General features: G+C 39.8%; 26 protein-coding genes. 5 read left to right on the top strand and 21 right to left on the bottom strand.

Translation table 11 applies throughout. The annotated features are described in order from the left end of the window. Positions 1-131: 131 nt before the first annotated feature. The 4 genes from M1E09_RS09460 to M1E09_RS09445 all read right to left on the bottom strand — a co-directional run bounded on the left by M1E09_RS09460 (position 132) and on the right by M1E09_RS09445 (position 2427). Positions 132-347, bottom strand: a complete 216-nt coding sequence (locus tag M1E09_RS09460) for a hypothetical protein (RefSeq protein ID WP_456274583.1) — start codon at positions 345-347, stop codon at positions 132-134. Next, positions 344-1066, bottom strand: a complete 723-nt coding sequence (locus M1E09_RS09455; RefSeq protein ID WP_456274582.1) for a class I SAM-dependent methyltransferase — start codon at positions 1064-1066, stop codon at positions 344-346. Before M1E09_RS09455 ends, M1E09_RS09460 begins: the two co-directional genes overlap by 4 nt. Before the next feature lie 16 nt (positions 1067-1082). Then, positions 1083-1916 (bottom strand): VanW family protein, encoded by an 834-nt coding sequence (locus M1E09_RS09450; RefSeq protein WP_456274952.1) that lies wholly within the window; start codon positions 1914-1916, stop codon positions 1083-1085. 106 nt (positions 1917-2022) lie between these two features. Then, entirely contained in the window at positions 2023-2427 is a 405-nt protein-coding gene (locus tag M1E09_RS09445; protein WP_456274581.1) for a hypothetical protein, read from the bottom strand. Positions 2428-2583: 156 nt separating this feature from the next. Here M1E09_RS09445 and M1E09_RS09440 point away from each other — a divergent pair, with 156 nt between their 5' ends. Then, positions 2584-2817 carry a helix-turn-helix transcriptional regulator gene (locus tag M1E09_RS09440; protein WP_456274580.1) on the top strand — a complete coding sequence of 78 codons (234 nt, stop codon included), beginning with the start codon at positions 2584-2586 and terminating at the stop codon, positions 2815-2817. Beyond that, a complete protein-coding gene (locus M1E09_RS09435; RefSeq protein WP_456274579.1) occupies positions 2814-3104 on the top strand; it encodes a hypothetical protein in 291 nt (96 codons plus the stop codon). Before M1E09_RS09440 ends, M1E09_RS09435 begins: the two co-directional genes overlap by 4 nt. A gap of 114 nt (positions 3105-3218) precedes the next feature. Here the strand turns inward: M1E09_RS09435 and M1E09_RS09430 are convergent, their stop codons facing one another. From M1E09_RS09430 to M1E09_RS09400, 7 genes are all read right to left on the bottom strand, one after another. Further along, on the bottom strand, positions 3219-3776 hold the full coding sequence (locus tag M1E09_RS09430; RefSeq protein ID WP_456274578.1) for a GNAT family N-acetyltransferase: 558 nt from the start codon (positions 3774-3776) through the stop codon (positions 3219-3221). Positions 3777-3785: 9 nt separating this feature from the next. After that, positions 3786-4250 (bottom strand): hypothetical protein, encoded by a 465-nt coding sequence (locus tag M1E09_RS09425; RefSeq protein ID WP_456274577.1) that lies wholly within the window; start codon positions 4248-4250, stop codon positions 3786-3788. Between the two features lie 203 nt (positions 4251-4453). Then, on the bottom strand, positions 4454-5458 hold the full coding sequence (locus tag M1E09_RS09420; protein ID WP_456274576.1) for an ABC transporter permease: 1005 nt from the start codon (positions 5456-5458) through the stop codon (positions 4454-4456). Continuing rightward, positions 5458-6330 carry an ABC transporter permease subunit gene (locus M1E09_RS09415; protein ID WP_456274575.1) on the bottom strand — a complete coding sequence of 291 codons (873 nt, stop codon included), beginning with the start codon at positions 6328-6330 and terminating at the stop codon, positions 5458-5460. The genes M1E09_RS09420 and M1E09_RS09415 overlap by 1 nt, the downstream gene beginning before the upstream one ends. A gap of 13 nt (positions 6331-6343) precedes the next feature. Beyond that, positions 6344-7018, bottom strand: a complete 675-nt coding sequence (locus M1E09_RS09410) for a hypothetical protein (protein ID WP_456274574.1) — start codon at positions 7016-7018, stop codon at positions 6344-6346. Beyond that, entirely contained in the window at positions 7008-7550 is a 543-nt protein-coding gene (locus tag M1E09_RS09405) for an RNA polymerase sigma factor (protein WP_456274573.1), read from the bottom strand. The genes M1E09_RS09410 and M1E09_RS09405 overlap by 11 nt, the downstream gene beginning before the upstream one ends. 196 nt (positions 7551-7746) lie before the next feature. Then, positions 7747-9291, bottom strand: a complete 1545-nt coding sequence (locus tag M1E09_RS09400; RefSeq protein ID WP_456274572.1) for a CPBP family intramembrane glutamic endopeptidase — start codon at positions 9289-9291, stop codon at positions 7747-7749. A 542-nt stretch (positions 9292-9833) separates the two neighbouring features. Here M1E09_RS09400 and istA point away from each other — a divergent pair. Both istA and istB read left to right on the top strand, forming a co-directional pair. Beyond that, positions 9834-11408, top strand: a complete 1575-nt coding sequence (gene istA / locus M1E09_RS09395; RefSeq protein ID WP_456273189.1) for an IS21 family transposase — start codon at positions 9834-9836, stop codon at positions 11406-11408. Then, positions 11405-12169, top strand: a complete 765-nt coding sequence (gene istB / locus M1E09_RS09390; RefSeq protein WP_456273190.1) for an IS21-like element helper ATPase IstB — start codon at positions 11405-11407, stop codon at positions 12167-12169. Before istA ends, istB begins: the two co-directional genes overlap by 4 nt. Before the next feature lie 294 nt (positions 12170-12463). Here the strand turns inward: istB and M1E09_RS09385 are convergent, their stop codons facing one another. From M1E09_RS09385 to M1E09_RS09355, 7 genes are all read right to left on the bottom strand, one after another. Next, the gene (locus M1E09_RS09385) at positions 12464-13465 is read right to left on the bottom strand and encodes an LCP family protein (RefSeq protein WP_456274571.1); all 1002 of its coding nucleotides are present in this window, start codon (positions 13463-13465) and stop codon (positions 12464-12466) included. Then, positions 13458-13982: a sigma-70 family RNA polymerase sigma factor gene (locus M1E09_RS09380; RefSeq protein ID WP_456274570.1), complete on the bottom strand. Its 525-nt coding sequence runs from the start codon at positions 13980-13982 to the stop codon at positions 13458-13460. Before M1E09_RS09380 ends, M1E09_RS09385 begins: the two co-directional genes overlap by 8 nt. A 307-nt stretch (positions 13983-14289) precedes the next feature. Continuing rightward, positions 14290-15153, bottom strand: coding sequence for an STAS domain-containing protein (locus M1E09_RS09375; protein ID WP_456274569.1), 864 nt, complete (start codon positions 15151-15153; stop codon positions 14290-14292). 115 nt (positions 15154-15268) lie between these two features. Continuing rightward, positions 15269-15967 (bottom strand): hypothetical protein, encoded by a 699-nt coding sequence (locus tag M1E09_RS09370; protein WP_456274568.1) that lies wholly within the window; start codon positions 15965-15967, stop codon positions 15269-15271. Between the two features lie 84 nt (positions 15968-16051). Then, positions 16052-16438, bottom strand: a complete 387-nt coding sequence (locus tag M1E09_RS09365) for a VOC family protein (protein WP_456274567.1) — start codon at positions 16436-16438, stop codon at positions 16052-16054. Continuing rightward, positions 16422-16988 carry a 2'-5' RNA ligase family protein gene (locus M1E09_RS09360; protein WP_456274566.1) on the bottom strand — a complete coding sequence of 189 codons (567 nt, stop codon included), beginning with the start codon at positions 16986-16988 and terminating at the stop codon, positions 16422-16424. Before M1E09_RS09360 ends, M1E09_RS09365 begins: the two co-directional genes overlap by 17 nt. Before the next feature lie 18 nt (positions 16989-17006). Next, complete coding sequence (locus tag M1E09_RS09355; protein WP_456274565.1) at positions 17007-17246, bottom strand: hypothetical protein; 240 nt, start codon at positions 17244-17246, stop codon at positions 17007-17009. A 143-nt stretch (positions 17247-17389) separates the two neighbouring features. Between M1E09_RS09355 and M1E09_RS09350 the strand changes: the two genes are divergently transcribed. Then, positions 17390-18262 (top strand): DUF6612 family protein, encoded by an 873-nt coding sequence (locus M1E09_RS09350; RefSeq protein WP_456274564.1) that lies wholly within the window; start codon positions 17390-17392, stop codon positions 18260-18262. A gap of 334 nt (positions 18263-18596) precedes the next feature. Here the strand turns inward: M1E09_RS09350 and M1E09_RS09345 are convergent, their stop codons facing one another. Genes M1E09_RS09345 through M1E09_RS09335 form a run of 3 tightly spaced genes read right to left on the bottom strand, consistent with a single transcriptional unit; the run spans position 18597 to position 20530 of the window. Further along, complete coding sequence (locus tag M1E09_RS09345; RefSeq protein WP_456274563.1) at positions 18597-19157, bottom strand: GNAT family N-acetyltransferase; 561 nt, start codon at positions 19155-19157, stop codon at positions 18597-18599. Next, complete coding sequence (locus M1E09_RS09340; RefSeq protein WP_456274562.1) at positions 19154-19723, bottom strand: GNAT family N-acetyltransferase; 570 nt, start codon at positions 19721-19723, stop codon at positions 19154-19156. The genes M1E09_RS09345 and M1E09_RS09340 overlap by 4 nt, the downstream gene beginning before the upstream one ends. Positions 19724-19735: 12 nt before the next feature. Further along, the gene (locus tag M1E09_RS09335; protein ID WP_456274561.1) at positions 19736-20530 is read right to left on the bottom strand and encodes a 2'-5' RNA ligase family protein; all 795 of its coding nucleotides are present in this window, start codon (positions 20528-20530) and stop codon (positions 19736-19738) included. Positions 20531-20574: the final 44 nt, after the last annotated feature.

The raw sequence follows: 20574 nt of genomic DNA, 5'->3' as shown, positions 1-20574 counted from the left end.
CTCCATATAATCAGGTTCATTCTATCGTATCACACAATTCTATATGCAAATGATGAGAATCATTCCAACTGTGGTATCGTTCAATATGCCAGCTTCTCCTCCCTGCTCAGTGGCTATGTTATTAATCAACATCATATTCTTCCTTGTTTTATCCAGCCCCGAATCTGAACCGTTCCGAAGACACAAACAAAAAACAGAAACAGCATGGCAATGACCCAGATGGACAGACGGTTAATATCGGCAAGCCCATCGACATTCAGGGCAACAAAGGATGAGAAACCAAAAAACATTACATAACAAAAAATATTTCCCCCAATCCAGGCATATCGCAATCTTTTGTCCTTCATTCTTCAGTTTCCTTTCCAGACCTTGCTTTTACAATCAGGAAATGAGGTTTGGTCATTAGGTAACGATAAGACTTTTCTTTCACTTTCCTCAGTTTTTCAAGTGGCTGCGGCTCAATCAGTTTGAGCAGGTGGAAATGATTTGTGGTCATATTAATGATGTTTTGCAGAGGCCTTCGGTAAAAGCTTACCTCAATGGACAAGTTCGGTTTATTCCAGATTTCGGATAGTTTAACAGTTTCAAAGTAATCCTCGGGCTTGTGCCTGGAAAAATCCATAAAGGGATGGTGAACAGAATAGAGGAAGGTGCCTCCTGGTTTCAATACCCGGCTAAATTCCCTGAATGTCGAATTCCAATTCTCTATGTAATGCAAGGTTAAAGAAGAAACAATGATGTCAAATTGGTTATCCTCGAAGGGCAAATCCTCCCGCAGGTCATGTTGTATAACATTGGCACTGTGAGACAGCCGCTCCTTGGCAGCCTTCACCATTTTCTCACTGATATCCAGGGCTGTGACTCCTGCTCCATTTCGAATGAATGTTTGAGAATACCAACCTGCTGCACATCCAGCATCCAATATTTTCATACCTTCAAGCTTGTGAGGGAGCAGCTCCATCATTGCCGGCCGTTCATAAAGGGAGTTATAGTGGCTGCTCCCGTCTATATCATTCTTATAGGTTTCTGCTAAATTGTCATATACTTCTGCTGCAGTACGTTCCATTCTTCTCCTCCTCTAATCAGTCATTTACAATATCCTGTTTCTGTTCAAGAAGAGGCTCATACATCATCAATGCATGGTTTTCTGTAATATACTGATCGTCGATTTCATTTCCCTGTACATTAAAAACTTTGCGGTGGAGCCGGTTATGGCGGATGTAGCCTCCCCAATGCTCAAAAGTGATCAAGTGGTCTTTTTCATACACTTCATAGGATTGAAGTGGGGCATGTACCGTTCTCCATTCACCTCTGAGATGCGTCTTATCCAGATAAACATGCAGCTGATAAGGCTGGTCTGTATTATTCTTAATTTGCAAATCGAGATAATTATAAGCACAGGTGGCACCGCTGCCAAATGGCTGTGTCCGATTGGAATCAGGGAATACATCGTAACTGTGGCGGTGCCGTTCGGTTACTGTCAGCGGTGTATGGAGGGCCATCCAATAGATCAGATTGGAAAGCTGGCAAAGGCCTCCGCCTATCCCCGGTTTAAAGGATCCATAATGCAGAATCATCGCATCGACATACCCCTTCCCCTTTGTTGTATTGCCGAGGAGCTTCCAATAAGAAAATGTTTCACCCGGCTGGATAATGATACCTTCGAGTTCCTTTACCGCGATCTTCAGATTGGTAATCTTATTGTATTGATACCACATATCTACGTCCTTCAATTTCCTAAGGAGAAGCGATTGATGCTTAAAGGCAGTTGAAGGGAGCAAATCCTTGGAGTGTTTCTTGGCGAAGGTCTCTTTCGATGCTGTCCATTCCAAATAACGTTTTGTACGGTAAAATACGGTTCCTAGCAGGATTCTGAACTGTGACCGCTTCTTTGGCTTCATTGCCATGGATTGAATAAAGTCCATAAATTCACCGGCTTTCACAATAGTATCTATCTGATTACTATTGTACTATATTGGAAATTTAATATAGACTCTTTTTTGATTTTTCAGATATTTATGTTCACAGCAGCTCCATAATGATTTCTGACAATCTGTGCCTGATAACAAGCTGGGTTTTCACCACACGCATATCGGTCGATTGGAGATCTTCTGCCTGCACTTCCCAGGAAAGACCAGTTTCATTTTCCAGCTTTACAAGTTCCTCTTCCATCCAGCTCTTATTCTCTAAGTAGATGTTCAATGCGAGCTTCTCATCCATAATTTCTTCAGGAATTTTATAATTTAAATTATACAGCCATTCTTGAAATCCTGCTTCACCATACTTAACTAATCTGGCATTCAAGACCTCTAAGAGAGCAGAGGTGATTTCTTCACTGAACTTTTCTTTCTTCATCTGTTGTTCGAGATTGCTTAATGTGAGGGAATTGAGATTTTTCCTATTTAGAAACAGATCCTTCCATTGCAAGCTTCATCCCTTCTTTCTTTTTAAGATATAGTTTAGCATAACTTCCCAATTTGCTCAGGTAAAAAATATATAACAAAAAGTTAAAAATACTTTACACTAAGTAAAAAATATATTACTATGTAGACAAGGAAATTTTTTCAAAAGGAGGAAGAACAATTGGTTTTAAATGCTGCAGGTTGTTTGCAAAACCGGCTGGCTGTACTGCGAGCCGAAAAGAAGTGGTCGCAAAAGCAAGTCGCTGAAAAAGTCGGAGTAAGCCGGCAAACGATTATCTCGCTGGAAAATAACCGATATAACCCGTCACTGAAACTGGCATTTGAAATTGCCCGGATATTTGAGAAAGATATCAATGACGTATTTCAATACGAAGTAATGGAGGAGAAAAAATGAATGTTCTTGGAATTATCCTGATGCCTTTGTTCCTTGTGTCACTATGGGTCTCGTTGAAGTTCATATTCGGAGATGAAGGGAAAGATGAACGGGGAAGCCAAATTAAAAATGCAGCTTATACGTATTCCTTTCCGATTTTCCCGATTGGGTGGCTGTTGATCGATTCCTATCATTCTTACATTTCCCCTATGACTTTTGCAGCCTACCAAGACGCCATCTGGATTCTTGTCCTTCTCACATTCATCGTTCAGGGCCTGGTTATTTTCATTTATAAGAGGAAGATGTGATATTCAATTCAATTTAACAGCAGGTAGACGCTCAGAATGCATCTGGGCGTCTCATCTGTTGCTAAATAGCTGATAATTTAGTTTCATGACTACAGATGGATGTATTTCTATAAATCATTGTGGTGCATTTATGTAATAGACCAGATTGTCCGTCCACTCCCCAAATTCGAAAATAAACCCTTTTCTTACACATTCATATTTCATGCCTGCACGTTCAGCGAGTTTAATTGATGCTTCGTTGTCAAGATTGATATGGGCCTCAATACGGTGATACTTCAGCTGTTGAAAAGCTATCTCCAAGGCTCCCATCACCGCTTCACTTCCGAAACCTTGTCCCCAAAACTGGTTATGGATCGAGTACCCTATCCTTCCCCACTGAAAGTCTGCTCTTTCATAGGTAGAAAAATCGATCATACCCAGATGACTGCCGTCCTTGCACTGAAAGACACCGAAAATATAAGCGGTGTCCTCCTGAGCCATTCGTTGATGCTTCTCAACAAGTTCAGCAAACCATCCTTCAGTACACTCTTCCATGTTCAGCTTTCCTTTATCATGTCTATACTGAGAGGGCATTCTTTCATTAAAACCGCTCAGCCAAACAGCATAATCCTCCTTTTCAAGAGGCCTTACTATTAATCTCTCAGTCTCTTTACTGCATCTAAATGATGTCATTAACTCACCTCATTCTTCCTGCTCAGAAAACACCTCTAAATCCTTAATCCAGTAGGTGTCATTACCTGCTTCTATAATTTTCACGCTACTAACCGGATTTTTGCCTGATAAAACACCCACCTCATACCCAGTTTCATCATTTGTATAAATAAGTCCGTTGCCCTGATTTACTTCCCCTGATCCTCTAAGTAAATCAAGATGATCGACTTTCCAACGCTCGTTTTCTTTGCCGATATCCGCCATCCAGATATCCTGGTCATTCATCAACCCTTTGAAAACAGTCAAGACGGATCCGTTCTTTAATTGATAGGAACCATAAACATTCATATCCCTCTCTTCGTCTTTCAGAACGTCCAGCAGCGCTTCTTCTCGTGACAGAAATGACATGTGATTTGGCGATTCAGCCTTATCCTCACAGCAGCCGGCCAATCCAAGAAAAACTATACAGGCGCCCGCCAATCGATTTATCTTCATTCAGATCATCCCCCGCATTCATACCCATCAGCTTTCAAGTGAATCATTCAGTTAATCCCAAGCAAAACTGCACCAACGATGTTGCATTAATCTTACCATAATTTAGGTGCAATAAGTCTTCAATCCACACTCAACTTTGCATGAATCGCATGTGCCTGAGTATACGGAGACCCATCAAAACATAAAGATCTTCTCTCACAGCATCAAACTCTGGTAAAATCTGATTTCTGAATGACTTGAACCTCCTTTTTATCCTGATTAAAGTACTTCCTTTTAAACTTTTTCCGGTAATACGAATACCCCGCAGTTGCCTGGATATACCCTTCCATCATCAGGGCGACAGCAAACATTGTTGCTGCGAAAAATAAGATCGGCGTGAGCGGTACCCAGGGAGCCCCCTGCAAATAGCGAAATGTATCGCCTATGAGACCGGACCATTCAAACGTCATTGACTTCGGCGGATCGTTGACCAACTGGTAGTCGACATCTGTTCCTCCCAGAAATAGTTTTAACAATCCTAAATGAATGAAGATGATTAACGCCTGCATCACCTGCTGGCCAAAAAGGATGATCAATTTTTCACGGATCGCAGGAAAGATATGTTTTCGGATAATCCGAATTCTGTTTGCTCCTAATGTTTTTGCACTGGCAATGTACTCCTGCTTATAGGCAAGTGTAATTTCATTACTAAGCAGTGATGAAAGAACAGGGACTATTAGCAGTGTCAAGACCATTACTTCTATGATGAAGCGTTCTGTCATTGTTGTCTGAAACCCTTCAAAAGGCTCCCAGAGGACAGGATAGAGAAGGAAATAAGCCACTATCGATAGTGGAATGTAATGAAACGAATCAACTGTCCCATTAATGAACTTCCTATACCTTTGCAGATAGGTACCAATCAGGAAACCAAGCGGTACCGAAATAAGTACTCTCAGGAATCCTATTGCAAATGCAGCAAGAATCGTATACTTTGCCCCGATAAGGACTTTTCCCAGCATATCCAAGCCAAGGGGGTCAGTACCAAATGGATAGGCCAATTTTGGCGAGATAGGCGCAGATTCAACGGGTACAGTATCAACCGAAATATAATACAGTTTCCTGACCTCATTCCCCCAGATCAGGGAATAGAGAAAGCTGGCAGCAAGCAAGGTCATGATGAAAATGAAGCCGGTTAAGAACATAGGATTTCTCCACACGCTTCTCTTCATTATAATTCCTCCCCTCTATTAGCTTTTTTAGAGAGGAAAAGTTCCCCCAGATTATAAAAGATAAACAATGGAATAAAAATCGATAATAGGGCGAGAACAAATAACTTAGGCTGCATAGTCGACATGAGGAAACGCGTGATTCCCGGGATATTGAACAGCAATTCAATGACAAACAAGTTGGACAACATGAACCAAATTGTTTTTTTCGATTGAAAAAACACACTGATGATGGCATTTCTCAATACTTGAAAGACAAGAATAGCTAGCTTACCCATCCCGATCGATTTGGCGAGAAGCACATAATCTTTATTCATTTCAGACTCGAAGCTGAAAATAGTGACCCTGAACAGCTGAACTGCCGGAAGGATTGCCAGAATCAGGATAGGAAGCAGATAGGCCTTATCCTCGTATGTGGAGACGGTGTTAAATAGCAGGACCCCTGACTTCTTATAAAAATAAAGAATCAATAATTGAGCAGACAGAATGATCAATAAGTCAGGCAGTGATTCAAGCAGGTAAAATCCAAGCTTGATTCTATTTCTAACCCGTTCCGAAAACAGCATGGAGGTGATTGTACAAAAAACTGCTATTAGCAATGCAAGGGCAAACGAAGAAAACAGGACGGTCAATGAATACTGAATCGGGTCAAAAAGGTATGGAAACAGGTCTCTTTCCTTCTGGCCGCCGATAACGACATACTTCAGTCCGTTTGGCTGGAGGATTGCCGCCAGGATTTCCTTGATCACTGACCAGTACTCTGCAAACTTTAATTCCTTGTCATTGATACCGGATAACAATGCCGGCAGTCCGCCGGCAAGAATAATTCCAATGATGGAAATGACAAAATAGACGAACCTCTCTAATATCTTCACTATCCCTCCTCCTTTAAGGGTGAGCACTCTTCAAGCTGCCGAACATGATTTTGCTCTGACCATGAAATTCCTTTTTCACCTCTCCATACAGGCGGATGCCTGTATGCAGCTCGTTCTCTATATAATAATGATAAACACCGGATACCTGGCTGCTGTTATACAGCTGTTCCCCCCTTTCTCCCACTGTCTTCTGAATTGCAGCGTCCTGAAGATGCGGGAACAATTCAATTGTGACAAGGTATTCTTTGCTGTCATCGGGAAGTTGAAAGGAAAGGGAAAAAGATCCTTCTTTGCCTATTTCAATTTCCTTCTCCTGAATAATTCCCCCACGGTCCCCGTGTTTTATTTTTGCTTGAAGCATTGTTCCTTGTGGTAATGCACTATCCCCATTTATGAGTACATCTTTGTCCAGGCGGGTAACATTCCCTTCAATGATAAATTCGCTATTGAACAAGTTTGCCTCCTTATTGGACTGGAAGGAGAATGGATTGTTGACTACAAGGCTGCCAATGATGGGGGCCAGAATTAATAATGTACATAGAATGGCGATATTATGTTTCAGGGAATGAAAGTACCGATCCAACCAACTCTGTCTGTTGGTTTTCCTCCAAACAGTTTCGAAATCAACAGATGTGCCTTCGTTGCTGTCAATCTCCTGGAAGAGCTTTTTTAGTTCCCTATCTTTCAACAATATCTCCCCCTTCCATTTGGAATTTTTTGATGTCCATGCGCCTTAATTGCTTCAGTGCAGTATTCAACCGGGATTTTGCCGTTCCTTCTGGAATGTTCAATATTCTTGAAGATTCTTTCAGGGTAAACCCCAGATAAAAGTGAAGGATCAGGACCTCCCTGCTTTTTAAAGAAACCTGCCTTACTGCTTCCCACAGTTCTTTCATTTCTTCATCCCTCAAAAACGACTCTTCAAGCGAATTGACTCCATCTGCCTTAATCTCATCTGTAAACAGGGCAAAACGTTCAATCCACTTTTGTTTTCTCATTATTGTCCTTGTCACATTGATGGTAATGGTATAAATCCAAGGCTTGATTGGTCGTGAATCATCATAGGTATGATAGTTGGTCAGGATTCTTATGAAGGTTTCCTGTGTAATATCGTCGGCAAGGCTTCTCGATTTCGCAAGCAGCAAGGCTGTCCTGTATACATAATTCTTATATTCACTGAATAAAGCTTCGGCCTCCGCCTCACTGATATAAAGTCCCATGGCTTTCTCCTTTCTTTCCATTTATCTCTATTACTCTATATAGGTTAAAACAGTTCGGTCTTTGCTTAAAATTTCTTTCATTCTTTAATTCTATAAAAATAGGAACTTCCCTGTAAAAGAAGTTCCGCTCAGAATTGTTCGACTTAAAATGATACGAAAAATGGATTTTCTTTTGTGTTCAGTATTTCTCCCCTTGTTAAATAAACAAAGGACTAATAACATGAATAAGAACATCTGCAAGAAAGTGTGCCAGCATCGCAAATTCAAGTCCTGCGAATAAAAACAGTGCTCCAAATACCACTCCGCCGATTCCGTTGATAAGCAGCATGGCCAAGATCAAGGCAGGGGTCATATCAAATGTGGATGAAGCGATTCCAAAGTGCATGGCACCAAATACAAGTGTGGAAACAAGGATGGCAAACCACTTTGCTGTTAATCCAGGCGAAGATTTTTTCACTTTTAAAATCATCCATAAAATGAATGTGATAAGGAACAGCCTGAAAATTGTTTCTTCCGTCACACCTGCCCCGAAAGAACCGAGCAATCCAATCCACCATGATGGTTCATTAATGGAAGAGTTATCGATCCCAAGCGGTTTGGAAATGATCAATGAGGTAATAATGATTGCCGTTCCTGTCAGCATTCCAATCACAACAGAATACCCAATCATTTTCCAATTTGTGAATTTCTGTCTGGAACTGATAGCTTCTAATATAGGCATTTTGAGCTTCAGTTTTCTCCCAAGCAGCAATGCAATAAAGATCAGAATGGATCCTTCAATGAGTGTTTGAGCAGTAAAGATTCCCGTGAACACCCACTTGGATACACCCATTATCTCGTGATAATTCTCACGGGCAATTGCATAAGGGGCTAAAGCCAAAGCTCCTAAGAGGTTTAAAACCAGCAACATGTTATAAAGTTTCCAATTAATAAGTGGAGTTCTCACAGATGTCCCTGCAGGCTTCTCCTCCCATTCTGTTTGATTCTTATCCAGTGTTTCGATTTTTTCTCTGATGGATTCGATGAGTTCATCTGCCTGGTCAATATAAATTAGAGCTTTCGATACCTTCTTCTTCAACCCAAAGTATCCTTTGGCTTTTACAGGTTCCTTAAAAACAATCTCATACTGCAAAGGATCACTCATCCCGAAAATCCTCGTCCATATTCTCGGAAACGCTGTGACATGAAACACGTCTTTGGGATGAATGATCCCTCCCTTTGAGTCATACTTTAATTCCGCCTTTTCCATTCTGTCTATATCCTTAAGGTGAACGTTAAGCTCCCTTCTGGCACCTATCTTCATTTTCAATCTGTTATCAGCCAAGGTAACCGGTGTGTTCCTCACCCAGTTATAGTCGCCGAGCAGATAAAAAATGCTGTAAAGATGAAGTCCCGTGAAGGCATAGGCGAAAGCCGGGTCTTCTTTCCGAAGCCAAATATGAAAGGCAGCCATCTCAATGACCTGCTCATGGAGAAGGGCGATGAAAAGCCAAAAATAACTCGTATTTTTTTGGAGGGGAAATGAGCCGGTAGACGGCGTTTTATTCTGTTTCCACTTAAAGAAGGCATAATACAATAATTTCCATTCTTTTTGAAATACAGTAACTAAGGGATTCTCATCAATCTGCCCCTGCTTATACCGTATGAACAGGAAGATCATAAATCCTTCAAATAATGCGGCAATGACCACTAACTTGACGATTGTCTGTGTATCGATACCCCTCTCCTCCCTCTTTTCCATTATTATCCTGATTTAAGAGTAGCTAAGGGGCAGCGGTATGTAAATAGATTTCCGGGTTTATACATAATATCGTAACATTATTTTCCAGGCATTAATTCTGGCTGGTATTTTTGAGATTCATCAGGCGAAAGTTATTTGGTATCATGTCCTTAACCGTCTCGAATTTAACCTAAAAAAACACCCCCTGTCATTGACTAAGGGATTTTGTGATAAAAATAAAGGGAGAAACTTCCCTTATTTAGGAAATGACACTAAAAACAGTTGAAATACGGGGAATATTTACCGCTATTCATTTGAAAATCATGAAAAATGGGGTGTCGTGCCAGGAATAAGGGGAAAACCTCCCCTTATTTATAGCTAACTCAGCTATGTTTTGCAGTTTAAGGGGAATTTCTCCCCCTATTGTGACTGCTAAACTAAAGTAGACAGTTTTTGCTAGATAAGATGAAACACTTATTTACCCTAATATACCAGTAAAATATAAGGCCCTTCCATTGTATGATGATGGTTTGATTCTTAAATCATTGGAGGGCTGAGAAAAGGTGGATAAGTGGGAAATGTATATGGAAATACAGCAGTTACTCAAGAAAGGATTCAGTAAAACAAAAGTAGCAGATAAGCTGGGGGTGTCCAGGGCGACTGTATATCGTCACCTTAAGAAATCTCCTTCGGAGATGGCAGAATGGGTTGAATCCTTACAAACAAGAAAGAAAAAGTTGGATCCTTATAAAGAGTTAATCTTGAATTGGTTAAGGGAACATCCTGATCTTTCAGCAGCACAAGTAGAAGATTGGTTGATGGAAAGGTATAAGGAACAACTTGAAGTGGGTGAAAGTACAGTCCGTGCTTACGTAAGGGAGCTAAGAGTTGAATATAAAATAGCTAAGGAATCTTCACCAAGGGATTATGAAGCAATTCCAGATTCACCAATGGGGGAACAGATCCAAGTTGACTTTGGGCACACCAAGCAAAAAACGTCTGGTAATAAAGAAGTAAAGCTTAACTTTATTGCCTTTGTGCTATCTAACTCGAGATACAAATATAAAGAGTGGTTAGATCGCCCCTTTACAACTCAAGATGTCATTCAAGCTCATGAAAATGCCTTTCAATGGTTTAGTGGGATTCCAGGAGAACTCGTGTATGATCAGGATAGCTTAATTGTGGTGAGCGAGAATGGCGGTGATCTCATTTTAACGAAAGAGTTCCAGCACTATAAACAAACTCGCAAATTAAACCTTCGGGTTTGTAGGAAAGCCGATCCAGAAAGCAAAGGGAAAATAGAAAACGTTGTAGGATTTATTAAGTACAATTTCGCCAAGTATAGAGTGTTCAATAATATTGATTCCTGGAATGAGCAAGGATGGGAATGGTTAAACCGTACAGGTAATAGAAAAATCCATAACACAACAAAAAAAAGACCGGTCGAAGTGTTCTCCTTGGAAAAGCAACACTTAAGACCAGTCTCAGGAAACATTAATTTCCTAAACAATCATGAAAATAGTATAACAAGAAGCGTCCATAAGGACAATACCATACGGTATTTATCCAATAGGTACTCCCTTCCACTTGGAACTTTTCATATGAATGAAACTGTCTCAATAAAAGAAACAAAAGACAGAGAACTATTAATCTATCACTCTGAGACAGGAGAACTCCTGGCCAAGCATCAGATTCCAGATGGTAAAGGACAATTAATTAAAGACAGAAAGCATACAAGAGATCGCACAAAAGGAATTGATGCATTCATTGATACTGTGGCGAACCGATTCGAAGAAACAGAAACGGCCTACGATTACTTGGATAAACTTCGTGAGAAGTACCCACGGTATATTCGTGATCAGTTACAAATGATACTAAAAGAAACAAAACAAAATAACGAGCAGCTCCTAACAGCAGCCCTCTCGGAATGTATCAAGAGAAACTTATATAGTGCAACAGATTTCAGCGATATCATTTTATACCTCAAGCGACAACGCCAGGTTCATGATACAACAAACGACAAAGCTGAGACTGTTTCACCATTAAATAGCATATCCGGTTGGATTATAGAAACAGAAGCACAAAAGAGAAATGTCGATACCTATACTGCCTTATTGGAAGAAGGTGATCAAAGTTGAATCAGCTTCAGGAGGTCCAAGATATATTTAGATCCCTTCGGTTAGCTGAAACAGCTGATCGATTGCCAGAGTTAATAAGAGAAGCTGAGAAAAGGGATTTGTCCTTTACTCAGTTTCTACTAGATGTAGCAACCTATGAACAAAAACGCAGAGATGAAAAGCAGCTGGAAAGGCGATTTAAGTGGGCAACGTTTCCCTTCCATAGAACAGTGGATGAGTATAACGTGAAAGAGCAAAAGTCTTTGAGCAGTAAGAAGTTGAACCAGTTAAAAGATTTAACTTGGATTGAACAGCTATATAATATCATTTTTCTAGGACCGCCAGGTGTCGGTAAGACCCATCTTTCGATAGGTCTTGGAATTGAAGCTTTAAACCAGGGATATAAAGTGATCTTTACCACTATGGGAGATCTAATTCAGGCATTAAAGACAGAAGAAATAACGAGGAAATCCAAAACAAGAATGAAGCGAATTAGAGAGGCAGATTTGGTTATCATTGATGATTTGATGTTTATGGCAATGGATAAACAGGAAGCTAATATGTTCTTCCACCTCATTAACAACCTTTATAATCAATCCTCGATTATACTAACATCTAATAAAGGACCCAAAGAATGGGGTGAGCTATTGGGCGATCAAGCCATCACGACAGCTATACTGGACCGGATATTACATCGAGTGGAAATAGTTCATTTAAATGATGATAGTTGGAGAATGAAACATAGAAAAACGATTTTTGGTGAACAAAGTGTCTCAAATTAATCAGCAAAAATTGTATCATTCTACTTGACGGTCACACCTATTTATGGATCTGTGACCCCTCACTTAAGGATAGGACTTTCTATAATCAAAAAATCATCTTCCACTTTCCTTGCTCCTTAATGGAATATCCATTATTTTCAATTGTAAATTCGTATGGAAACTTTGATATAACAACAAATAAAGCAGGTCTAATTCATATGCGAATTAGCCTGCTATTAATATTGCTGTTTGCTATTTTCTCTCCCTGAACGGAATCCCTTATCATTCGACTAAGGGGTGATAATTTTTGTTAAGTTATTCAAAGGTTGTCATCTCTTTTTTTACCTTTTTAAAGAAATCTTCATCTGGTTTCAAGTAGAACCAATTATCGATTGTTACCGGCTCCAACCCTTCACGGATTGAAACAGTATCCATTGTATTTAACTTGGTTGTTGCCACTTCTTCTAATATTTTTTCCAGGTCTGTGTTCGTTTTCGCATCACCCATTAAGTCGGCTAAAGTAGCAGGTGGCAGGTGTTTTAACATGTTTTTTAATACGGCCTTTGATAATTGAAGTCGATCTTCTTCACTCCAGCTGTTATCTTGAGTTGTCATCTCGGGGGTCGTTAACAATGTAACAGCCTCAGAACCATTAAGTTTCCTCTCGCCTTTTTCTAAGTTGATTTCACTTTCTTCATAAGAAAACAATACTTTTTCTTCGTCTAAATCTATCACAGTGTCACCGATGGTGTTCAGGATATATTCAAAATTATCGGTTTCTACCGCAAGATAGTGATCAATATTCATATCAAGGATTTTCGATATTGAATCCTTAACTGATTCTGCACCATTTCCATAAGCATTGACATCAGTGAGCTTACCCTTCTCCCCCACATCCTTCAATGGATTCACCAATGGAACATACAGATCTTGTGGCAGGGAGAGCAATTTGACTGTTCCTTTCACCTTGTTATACGTAATCAGTAAATGCAAATCTGTCCTCTGATTTTCGCCTTCTAAAATAAACAACAAGGAAGAGTGTTTATTTGCTTCTTCTGCTGCCAGCTTTTCTGAATGGTCTGCAGTCTGGTTGCTTGAATCAATAAATGAATAGGCAAGGACAATCGAAAGTGTGAGCAAAACAGCCATAGCTGCTAAAGGAGCAACACGCTGGTTTATTGTATGAAAGAAGCCTGGTTTTGCCGAAGATTCTTCTCGTTCTATTTTTTTAAAAACTTTCTCTCTGTCTTCTTTTGTAAAACGAAGTTCCTCTTTTCGCAGCTCCCTTGAAGACTCCCTGATATCTTTATCATTCATAAACCTCAGCCTCCTCCAACTTGATTTTCAGCCTCTGTTTTGCTCTTCTTAATCGGGTCTTAACTGTATTCACTTGCAGCTGAGTCACTTCTGCCACCTCTTCGATATTTAATGATTCATAATAATACAGGTAAATGACTTCCCTGTACTTCTTCGGAAGGGAAAAGATGATTTCTTTTATTTCCTGGCTCTTCTCTTCATTAACCATCGTGGTTTCAACAGAAGGAAGTAACGAATTTGTACTTTCTTGTATGTAGTCAAATACTTGAACTTTTTTGTGATGCCAGCTTTTCAGGTAGTCTTTGGATTCATTGATTGTAATACGGTATAACCAGGTTTTCATCTTAGCGTCTCCACGGAAGGAGTCCAGCTTTTTATAACATTTCACAAAAGCATTTTGAGTAATATCTTTTGCGATATCTGCATCTTTAACATAGGAATAGGCAAGCCTGACCAATTCGTCTCCATATTCTGTCATGATTTCATCCAGTAACAAGTCTCGTTTGCGTTTATCCATTGTTGCAGCTCCCTTTTTTCCCCTCACCTGTCTTATTAATTTCTTATTGGACGATTCACACATCCTAAAAGGTTTCATTTTATTGGGTAATTATTTTCCATTTGTTTTCCTTATGGGTGTTATAGAATTAAACTACATTCTTTGATAAGCACTTTTATCTGAAGTATGGTTGCTGATTAGTGTGACTTTTATCTTATCAACTTGTTTATACCATAAAACAGGTAAAGAAAGTTTTCAAAATGAAAGAGCTCATTTCAATTGAAAAGAGCTCTTTGCAGGTCAATTCGCCGTTCTAAAAAACCAATTATTATGAATGACTATATGTTTTAAGGGAATTCGTACTCTTCTGCCAATGTTCTTCAAGAGTCTGCTGTAATGTCCCTTTTGTCTCTGCCTGATTTTCAAACGTTGCTCCTGCACTCATCATACTTCTGACAAGGTCAACACGCAAGCCTGTCAAAACGGCTTTACACCCCATCATCTTAATCCCGCTCAACAGCTTTTCGAAATGAATGATAACATCAATCTCCATTTCCGCAACACCTGACATATCGATGACCAATGTTTGGATTTTCATAGAGTCAATCCCTTTGAGGACCTTTTCTTCAATAGTATAAATTCGATGAGAATCAATCATGCCGATCAGGGGCAGAACAGCAATTGATGGATTAAGAGGAATGATTGGTACCGATAAGTTTTCAACCAGCTTCTTTTGAGATAAAAGCTGTTCATCTTTATAGTCAGAATAACTTATAAAAAATGTATTTAAGAATTGGTCAACTTTATCATTGATGCTTTTTTCTAAATCATAAAATCTTGCTGGATTATATTCCTCTTCATTTTCCAAAATTTCGAATTGATAGAGGAAATACCAGATTGTTCTCCTGATTGCATGAACCCATTCCAGTTTAAATGACAATGTCAAATCATGCTTTGCCCAAGCAACTCCTTCCTGCCTGGCAAATGCGACTAGGTCATCTTCTCTGTTTTCAGTTATATAAAGTGCGAGCAGTTCAGCATTTTTTAAAAGATCAATATTCCCTTTTTCTAAAATGTCATTAATTTTGGTCCCAACATTAACCGCTTCAGACAGCAGTTTTTGTTTGAACTTATTACGGTTGGCTGAGATAAACTCATTGATGCATTCTGTTTTCAAAAAATCGGCAGCCATAATAACCACTCTCCCTTCAGTTTCTGTTCTATTTTAAATTCTTTTCCTATAAAGAATATCCTCCCGGATTTTAAAAAAAGTGTTATTCTTTTAAGCATTAAAAAAACAGCAAGGACTATTCACTTCCTTGCTCTTCTGCGGATTGGTACTCTTCCCATAGCTGTGAAAAGGCATTCAGAAACTCAATCGGGGCATAGGCTTGGTAGCCGGTATATTCTTCATTATTTACTGTATATGTTATCCGGCTTCGGCTCTTATCAGGGAGAGTGATGTTCTCACCGTGTGGACCATATATCAGTTGCAGCTCTTCCGGCTGCCGTTCCGGCCTGAAGGTGACAGTCATCTTGCTGTATTTCAATTTATCTTTCCTTGTCACGGTAGTTTTAAATTCCCCGCTAGCTCCAATGACGATGTCCCTTTCTGCAATTATGTCTCCCTCTGGTTCTTCACCTTGCAAAATATTATTTACGCTGAAACCACTCTGCTTCCCATATTCCTGCAATAATATGGTCAATACTGCACCCTCCGGAAGATTGGATTTCCCTTTTAACTTAAGCTGCATTCCGCCTTCGACCATACCGGCAATATCAACACTTGTATTAATCTCGCCATCTTCATTCAATTCATCTCCTACCGAAATAGCTTCAAGCTGCTCTTCTACGGTAACAAACTGAATTTCCTCTTCCTTTTCTTCCTCAGGTTCGTCTATCACTGCTTCATCTGCTTCCGGTGCAGAATATTGAAGGTCTATCCTGCAGCCAGCCAATAGAATTGAAAAACCAATTAAACAAAAGGTTCCGATTGACCTTTTCATCGTACTCCCCCAGAAAAAACCTTTTATTTCTATAATATAAATTTTTCCAGCATTTAGATATGATGAATAAGCTATTTTTCACATTTATTTCGGGGCGACAAGCTCTACCTTGATCCGATCTGGATCCTCAAAAAATACGGCATAATAATCCTCTCCACCGGCAAAAGGATGTTTGTCACTGTAGAGGATGTTCGTTCCCCTGTCTTTCAATTTTCCGGTCATTTCATCAACCTGGCTGCGGGATACAGCGTGGAATGCCAGGTGATTTAATCCTGTTCTGCAGCGGTGGTAAGGGATGTCCATATAGCGGTCTTCGGTCTGTACAAATACAAGGTACGTTTCCCCAAACTTCCAGCTTTGCCCTCTATCCCATTTTTGATATGAGGTATATCCTAGTTCCCCAAGGAACCATCCCCAGAATTCCACTGTTCGTTTTAAATCAGTTACATAGATTTCAACATGATGAAGCATATTTCGCCCTCCCGGTTGGTTTTAATTTTACCGATGATATGACAGGAGCTTTATTTCCCTCTACTCTGATAAGAGCCACTTCTGTTATTTTTCCAGCGATTGGTTGTTCTCTTTTGAGGCAATGAATGAAGGCTTGTGACAGTTTCTCCTGAGTCAGTCTGTTTGCCAGAGTGCAATGTGGGATCCATTGATTAGGAGAGTATAGAGTTTGAGCATAATGATTGATGCAGGCAAACTGTTCATGATGCCTCTTATGTAAATCCAGCAGCTCATTTGTGACGAGAGGCGCAAGGTACAATGCCCCTGAATTGAGAAAAGATCCAAGCGAGGGAAATGAAATATCTACGCAGCTCTGCGCTTTATAAATTTCGGCCATCTTCTTACTAAATTCGGCTTCATTCATTTCCTTATAGCTTGCAAGGGTTATATGGGGTTTCCTGTCCACCACTTCCTCTGCGTAGAATGAAATCGACTGTTCTTTAAGCTCTTCCCAAATAGTCCTTATCTTATTGCCGGTGTGTTCATCAAACAATCCAATTACCCCATACATTCTGTAGACTCCCTTCACTCAAGAACAGCACATGACTGCTTTTCCTAAATCTTTTTCCCTGATTAGCAGATTTCCCTTGGAATCGATTTTAAAATCGATTCCTGCTTCTTTAAGCCTTTCATAGGCTGACTCTTCAATCTCCTTATTCTGCTGTGACCCTTCTACCCAAATTGTATATTCTTCCCTGCCTGTTTCTTCAGGCAGACATCCTGATAAAAGGAAGGATGCCGCTAAAAGTAAAATAATATAATTCTTCAAATGGCCTGCGCCCCCTCCTGACATTTTCTATTCTATTAGTATATAACAATGAATCCAGCAGAAAGGAACAATTCTTTGAATTATGAAACTTTTTCGCGGGGCGAATCGTATATAGGTGTAGAAGACAATAAAGGAGTGGAAAAATGCGAAAGCTTTCTAAATTATTTACAACTGCTGCCCTTGTCGTCACATTAGGCGCCTGTTCGGCCACAGCATCACCTGAAGGGAATGTCCAGAATCAAAGTGATTTGACACTTAAAGAGGTGTTCGATAAATCACAAAAGGCAGATGCCGAGTTAAACAGTTTCCATATGGAAATGAATCTTGAGCAGGATATTCATGAAGAGGCCAGCGAAAACGGCCCGATGAAAATGAGTACAAATTCTTCTTCCGATATCGTTCTCGAGCCTCTGACAATGCATCAAACTTCCTCAGTCAATATGTCAATGGATGACACTGAGCTAAGTGAAATTCCTGTGACACAATTGGAAATGTACTTAGGCAAAGAAGCTATATACATGAAGGAAAATATGCAGAATCAATGGACAAAGCTTCCTAACGAAATGGCTGGACTTCTCAACGGAGCGGCTTTCCAGGAATCATCGTTACCTAAAAACCAGCTGCAACAGTATGAACCATACTTAGATCAATTTACATTTACTCAGGATGAGAACTCTTATATTCTTCAACTGGCTTTAGAAGGGGAAGAAGCTGATAAGCTGTTGAAAGAAGGAATGTCCATTATACAAGGTGAATTAGAAGGAACCTTTGAAGGGATTATGGATGATACCAGCCTTTTGGCTTTAAATCTGAAGGTATCAATTGATAAAGAAAGCTTTCATACTACAGCAATGGAAGTAGAACAGGTAATAGAGATGGGGAAAAATGGAGATATCACAAAGATGAATCAAATGATCGACAGCCAATTCTCAAATTTCAATGAGCTTGAATCCATTGTAATTCCAGCAGAAGTGACAGAGGCTGCAGTTGAAATGAATTCAATGTTTGATCAATAAAGGTTCGTGACTCTTAGGTATGTTTCTAAGAGTCTTTCTTATTTTCATTGTGAAGGACAATAATTAATCCTCTTCTCCAAACTATATGGAGTTCGCTTTTTCACCCTTTATTGAATAAACTTTCTCAGCATACCAGAATGTGAACCAAGTCATTCCAAGCGACAGCACAAGGACTAAAATGTATCCCAGGATGCTTATTCCATAATAATATATTGGAGCCCTGTTAAAATAGAGGTTACCGAGTAGATAATGAAATACTGCAAAGTTCCCTATAAAGTTCAGAATTTTTAATAGAAGTAAAATATACATCTCCCCCTGACTTGATAATGGCGAGCTACAAATCCTCTTCTGCCCACTCGCTCCTCAAAATGGCATGCAGCATAGAATCGCGCCAGCCTTCCTTTAACTTCAGATGCTGGCGCATGATACCCTCTCTCTCCATACCCGCCTTCTCCAACACCTTATACGATGCAATATTATCCGGAGCACATGTGGCATAGATTCGATGGAGATCAAGATTTACAAAACCATATTGAATGAGTAACTTTGCGACCTCTGTCCCTATTCCTTTTCCCCAGCTGTTTGGATTGAGTATGTATCCTATTTCACCTGCCTGGTTACAGAAATCCCTGATATTCAGTTCGCCTGCTCCAATCAGGTTTCCCTCTTCCTTACAAATGACAGCAAACATAAAACGTGTTCTGGGGTTATTATTGCTATCTTCCAATGCCTGTTGGACAAAGGCAATTGTTTCTTCTTCTGTATTGGGACCCCAAGGCTGGAACCTTGATACTGTTTCTTTTGAAGCATATTCATGGATCCCTCTCCAATCTGACTCTTTCAGTTCCCTGAAGAATATGCTTTTTCCTATTAGCGATTTATCTACTGGTTTCATTGGCTTTCTCTCCGATTTTCTTTTCTGTCCATCCATTCATCCTTCAAAACCCCATAAAACACCCTGTCGCGGTATTCGTCATTCAAAAACTCATAATCTCTTATTATTCCTTCTTCTTTCAAACCAAGACGTTCTGCCACCGCTCTGCTTCTAATATTTCCCTTTGCCATGTTGATTTCTGCTTTATTCAATCCCCATGTATCAAAACTATGGTTGATGAACTTATTGCAAGCACTCGTGACAAGTCCCTTTCCTTCAAACTTGCTTCCAAGCCAATAGCCAATTTCCGTCTTGTGATTATTCCAATCCACATACAGGAATCCGATAGCTCCAGCCAGTTCTCCTTTATGCCAAATCCCCGCCCAAAAACCGTTATTACTCTCATGGCGTTTCATCGATCTGTCTATAAATTGCTCTGAGTCTTCTACACTGTTCGTTTTATTTGGAAAGGAAAGCCACCTTTTTAACATTTCCCGGTTTTCCTCGACCACCTGAAACAGCTCAGGAGCATGTTGCCTCTCTAAAAGAGAAAGATAAGTGTTTTCATCCAGTTTGACTTTAAACATTTCTTGGCTCCTTTATCTAACTAACTTACTGTACAATTTTGTAATTAAGAAGGCGATCCCAGCAGAAAGAAACAGTATAATATAAAGTGAAAAAGAAGATGACTGTTCTACACTCGTTATCGAACTGCCCTGCCACAACTTTTCAATATCCGGAGTATAAGTGAGGGTAAGAAACATTCCTGAGATCAGCTGCACTGCAGTATATACAATAAAAAAACTCACGATAAAAACGATGGTTTTCTTCATGACTCTGCCCCCTCTTTTAGTATAATTGAAAAAATAACTGGTGCTTCCAAAGGTCCGCCTTGTCCATCTTTTTTCTTCCATAAGTGCAATTTCCTTAATCCTGCCGGTAATCGTATGGTTACTTTCTAAACAAAATGTAAAAGCTTCTGACATTCGTTCAGGCTCAAGATTATTCGCCAGTGTACAATGTGGAATCCATTTTCCAGGGAGATACAGGGAGTTGGCAGTATGGTTAAAAGCTTTGAAATAGTGGTGATGAGATTGATGGAGATCAAACAGTTCATTTGTCATGGTGGGAGAAAAGAACAGGGTTCCATAATTTAAAAACGTTCCCAAAGTATTAAAACAAATATCAATAGCCCGTTTATCTTTGTAAAAGTCCTTCATGCCTTCAATGTAAACTTCCTTATCCAGGCTGCTATAACTGGCTAAAGTAAGATGCGGCCTGCCATTACTAATTTCATCTGCAAAAAAGGAGATCGACTCTTCACATAATTCGTTCCAGATCCCTTTGATGGTCTGTTCCGTATTGCTATCAAAAATTGCAGCAACCCAATACACAGTCTCACTTCCCTCTTTGATACTTTATCTGTTCCATACATACT

The organism is Bacillus sp. AK031 (assembly GCF_053903065.1).
The sequence above is the reverse complement of the archived record's forward strand: the minus strand, read 5'-3'. Positions and strand labels throughout refer to the sequence as shown.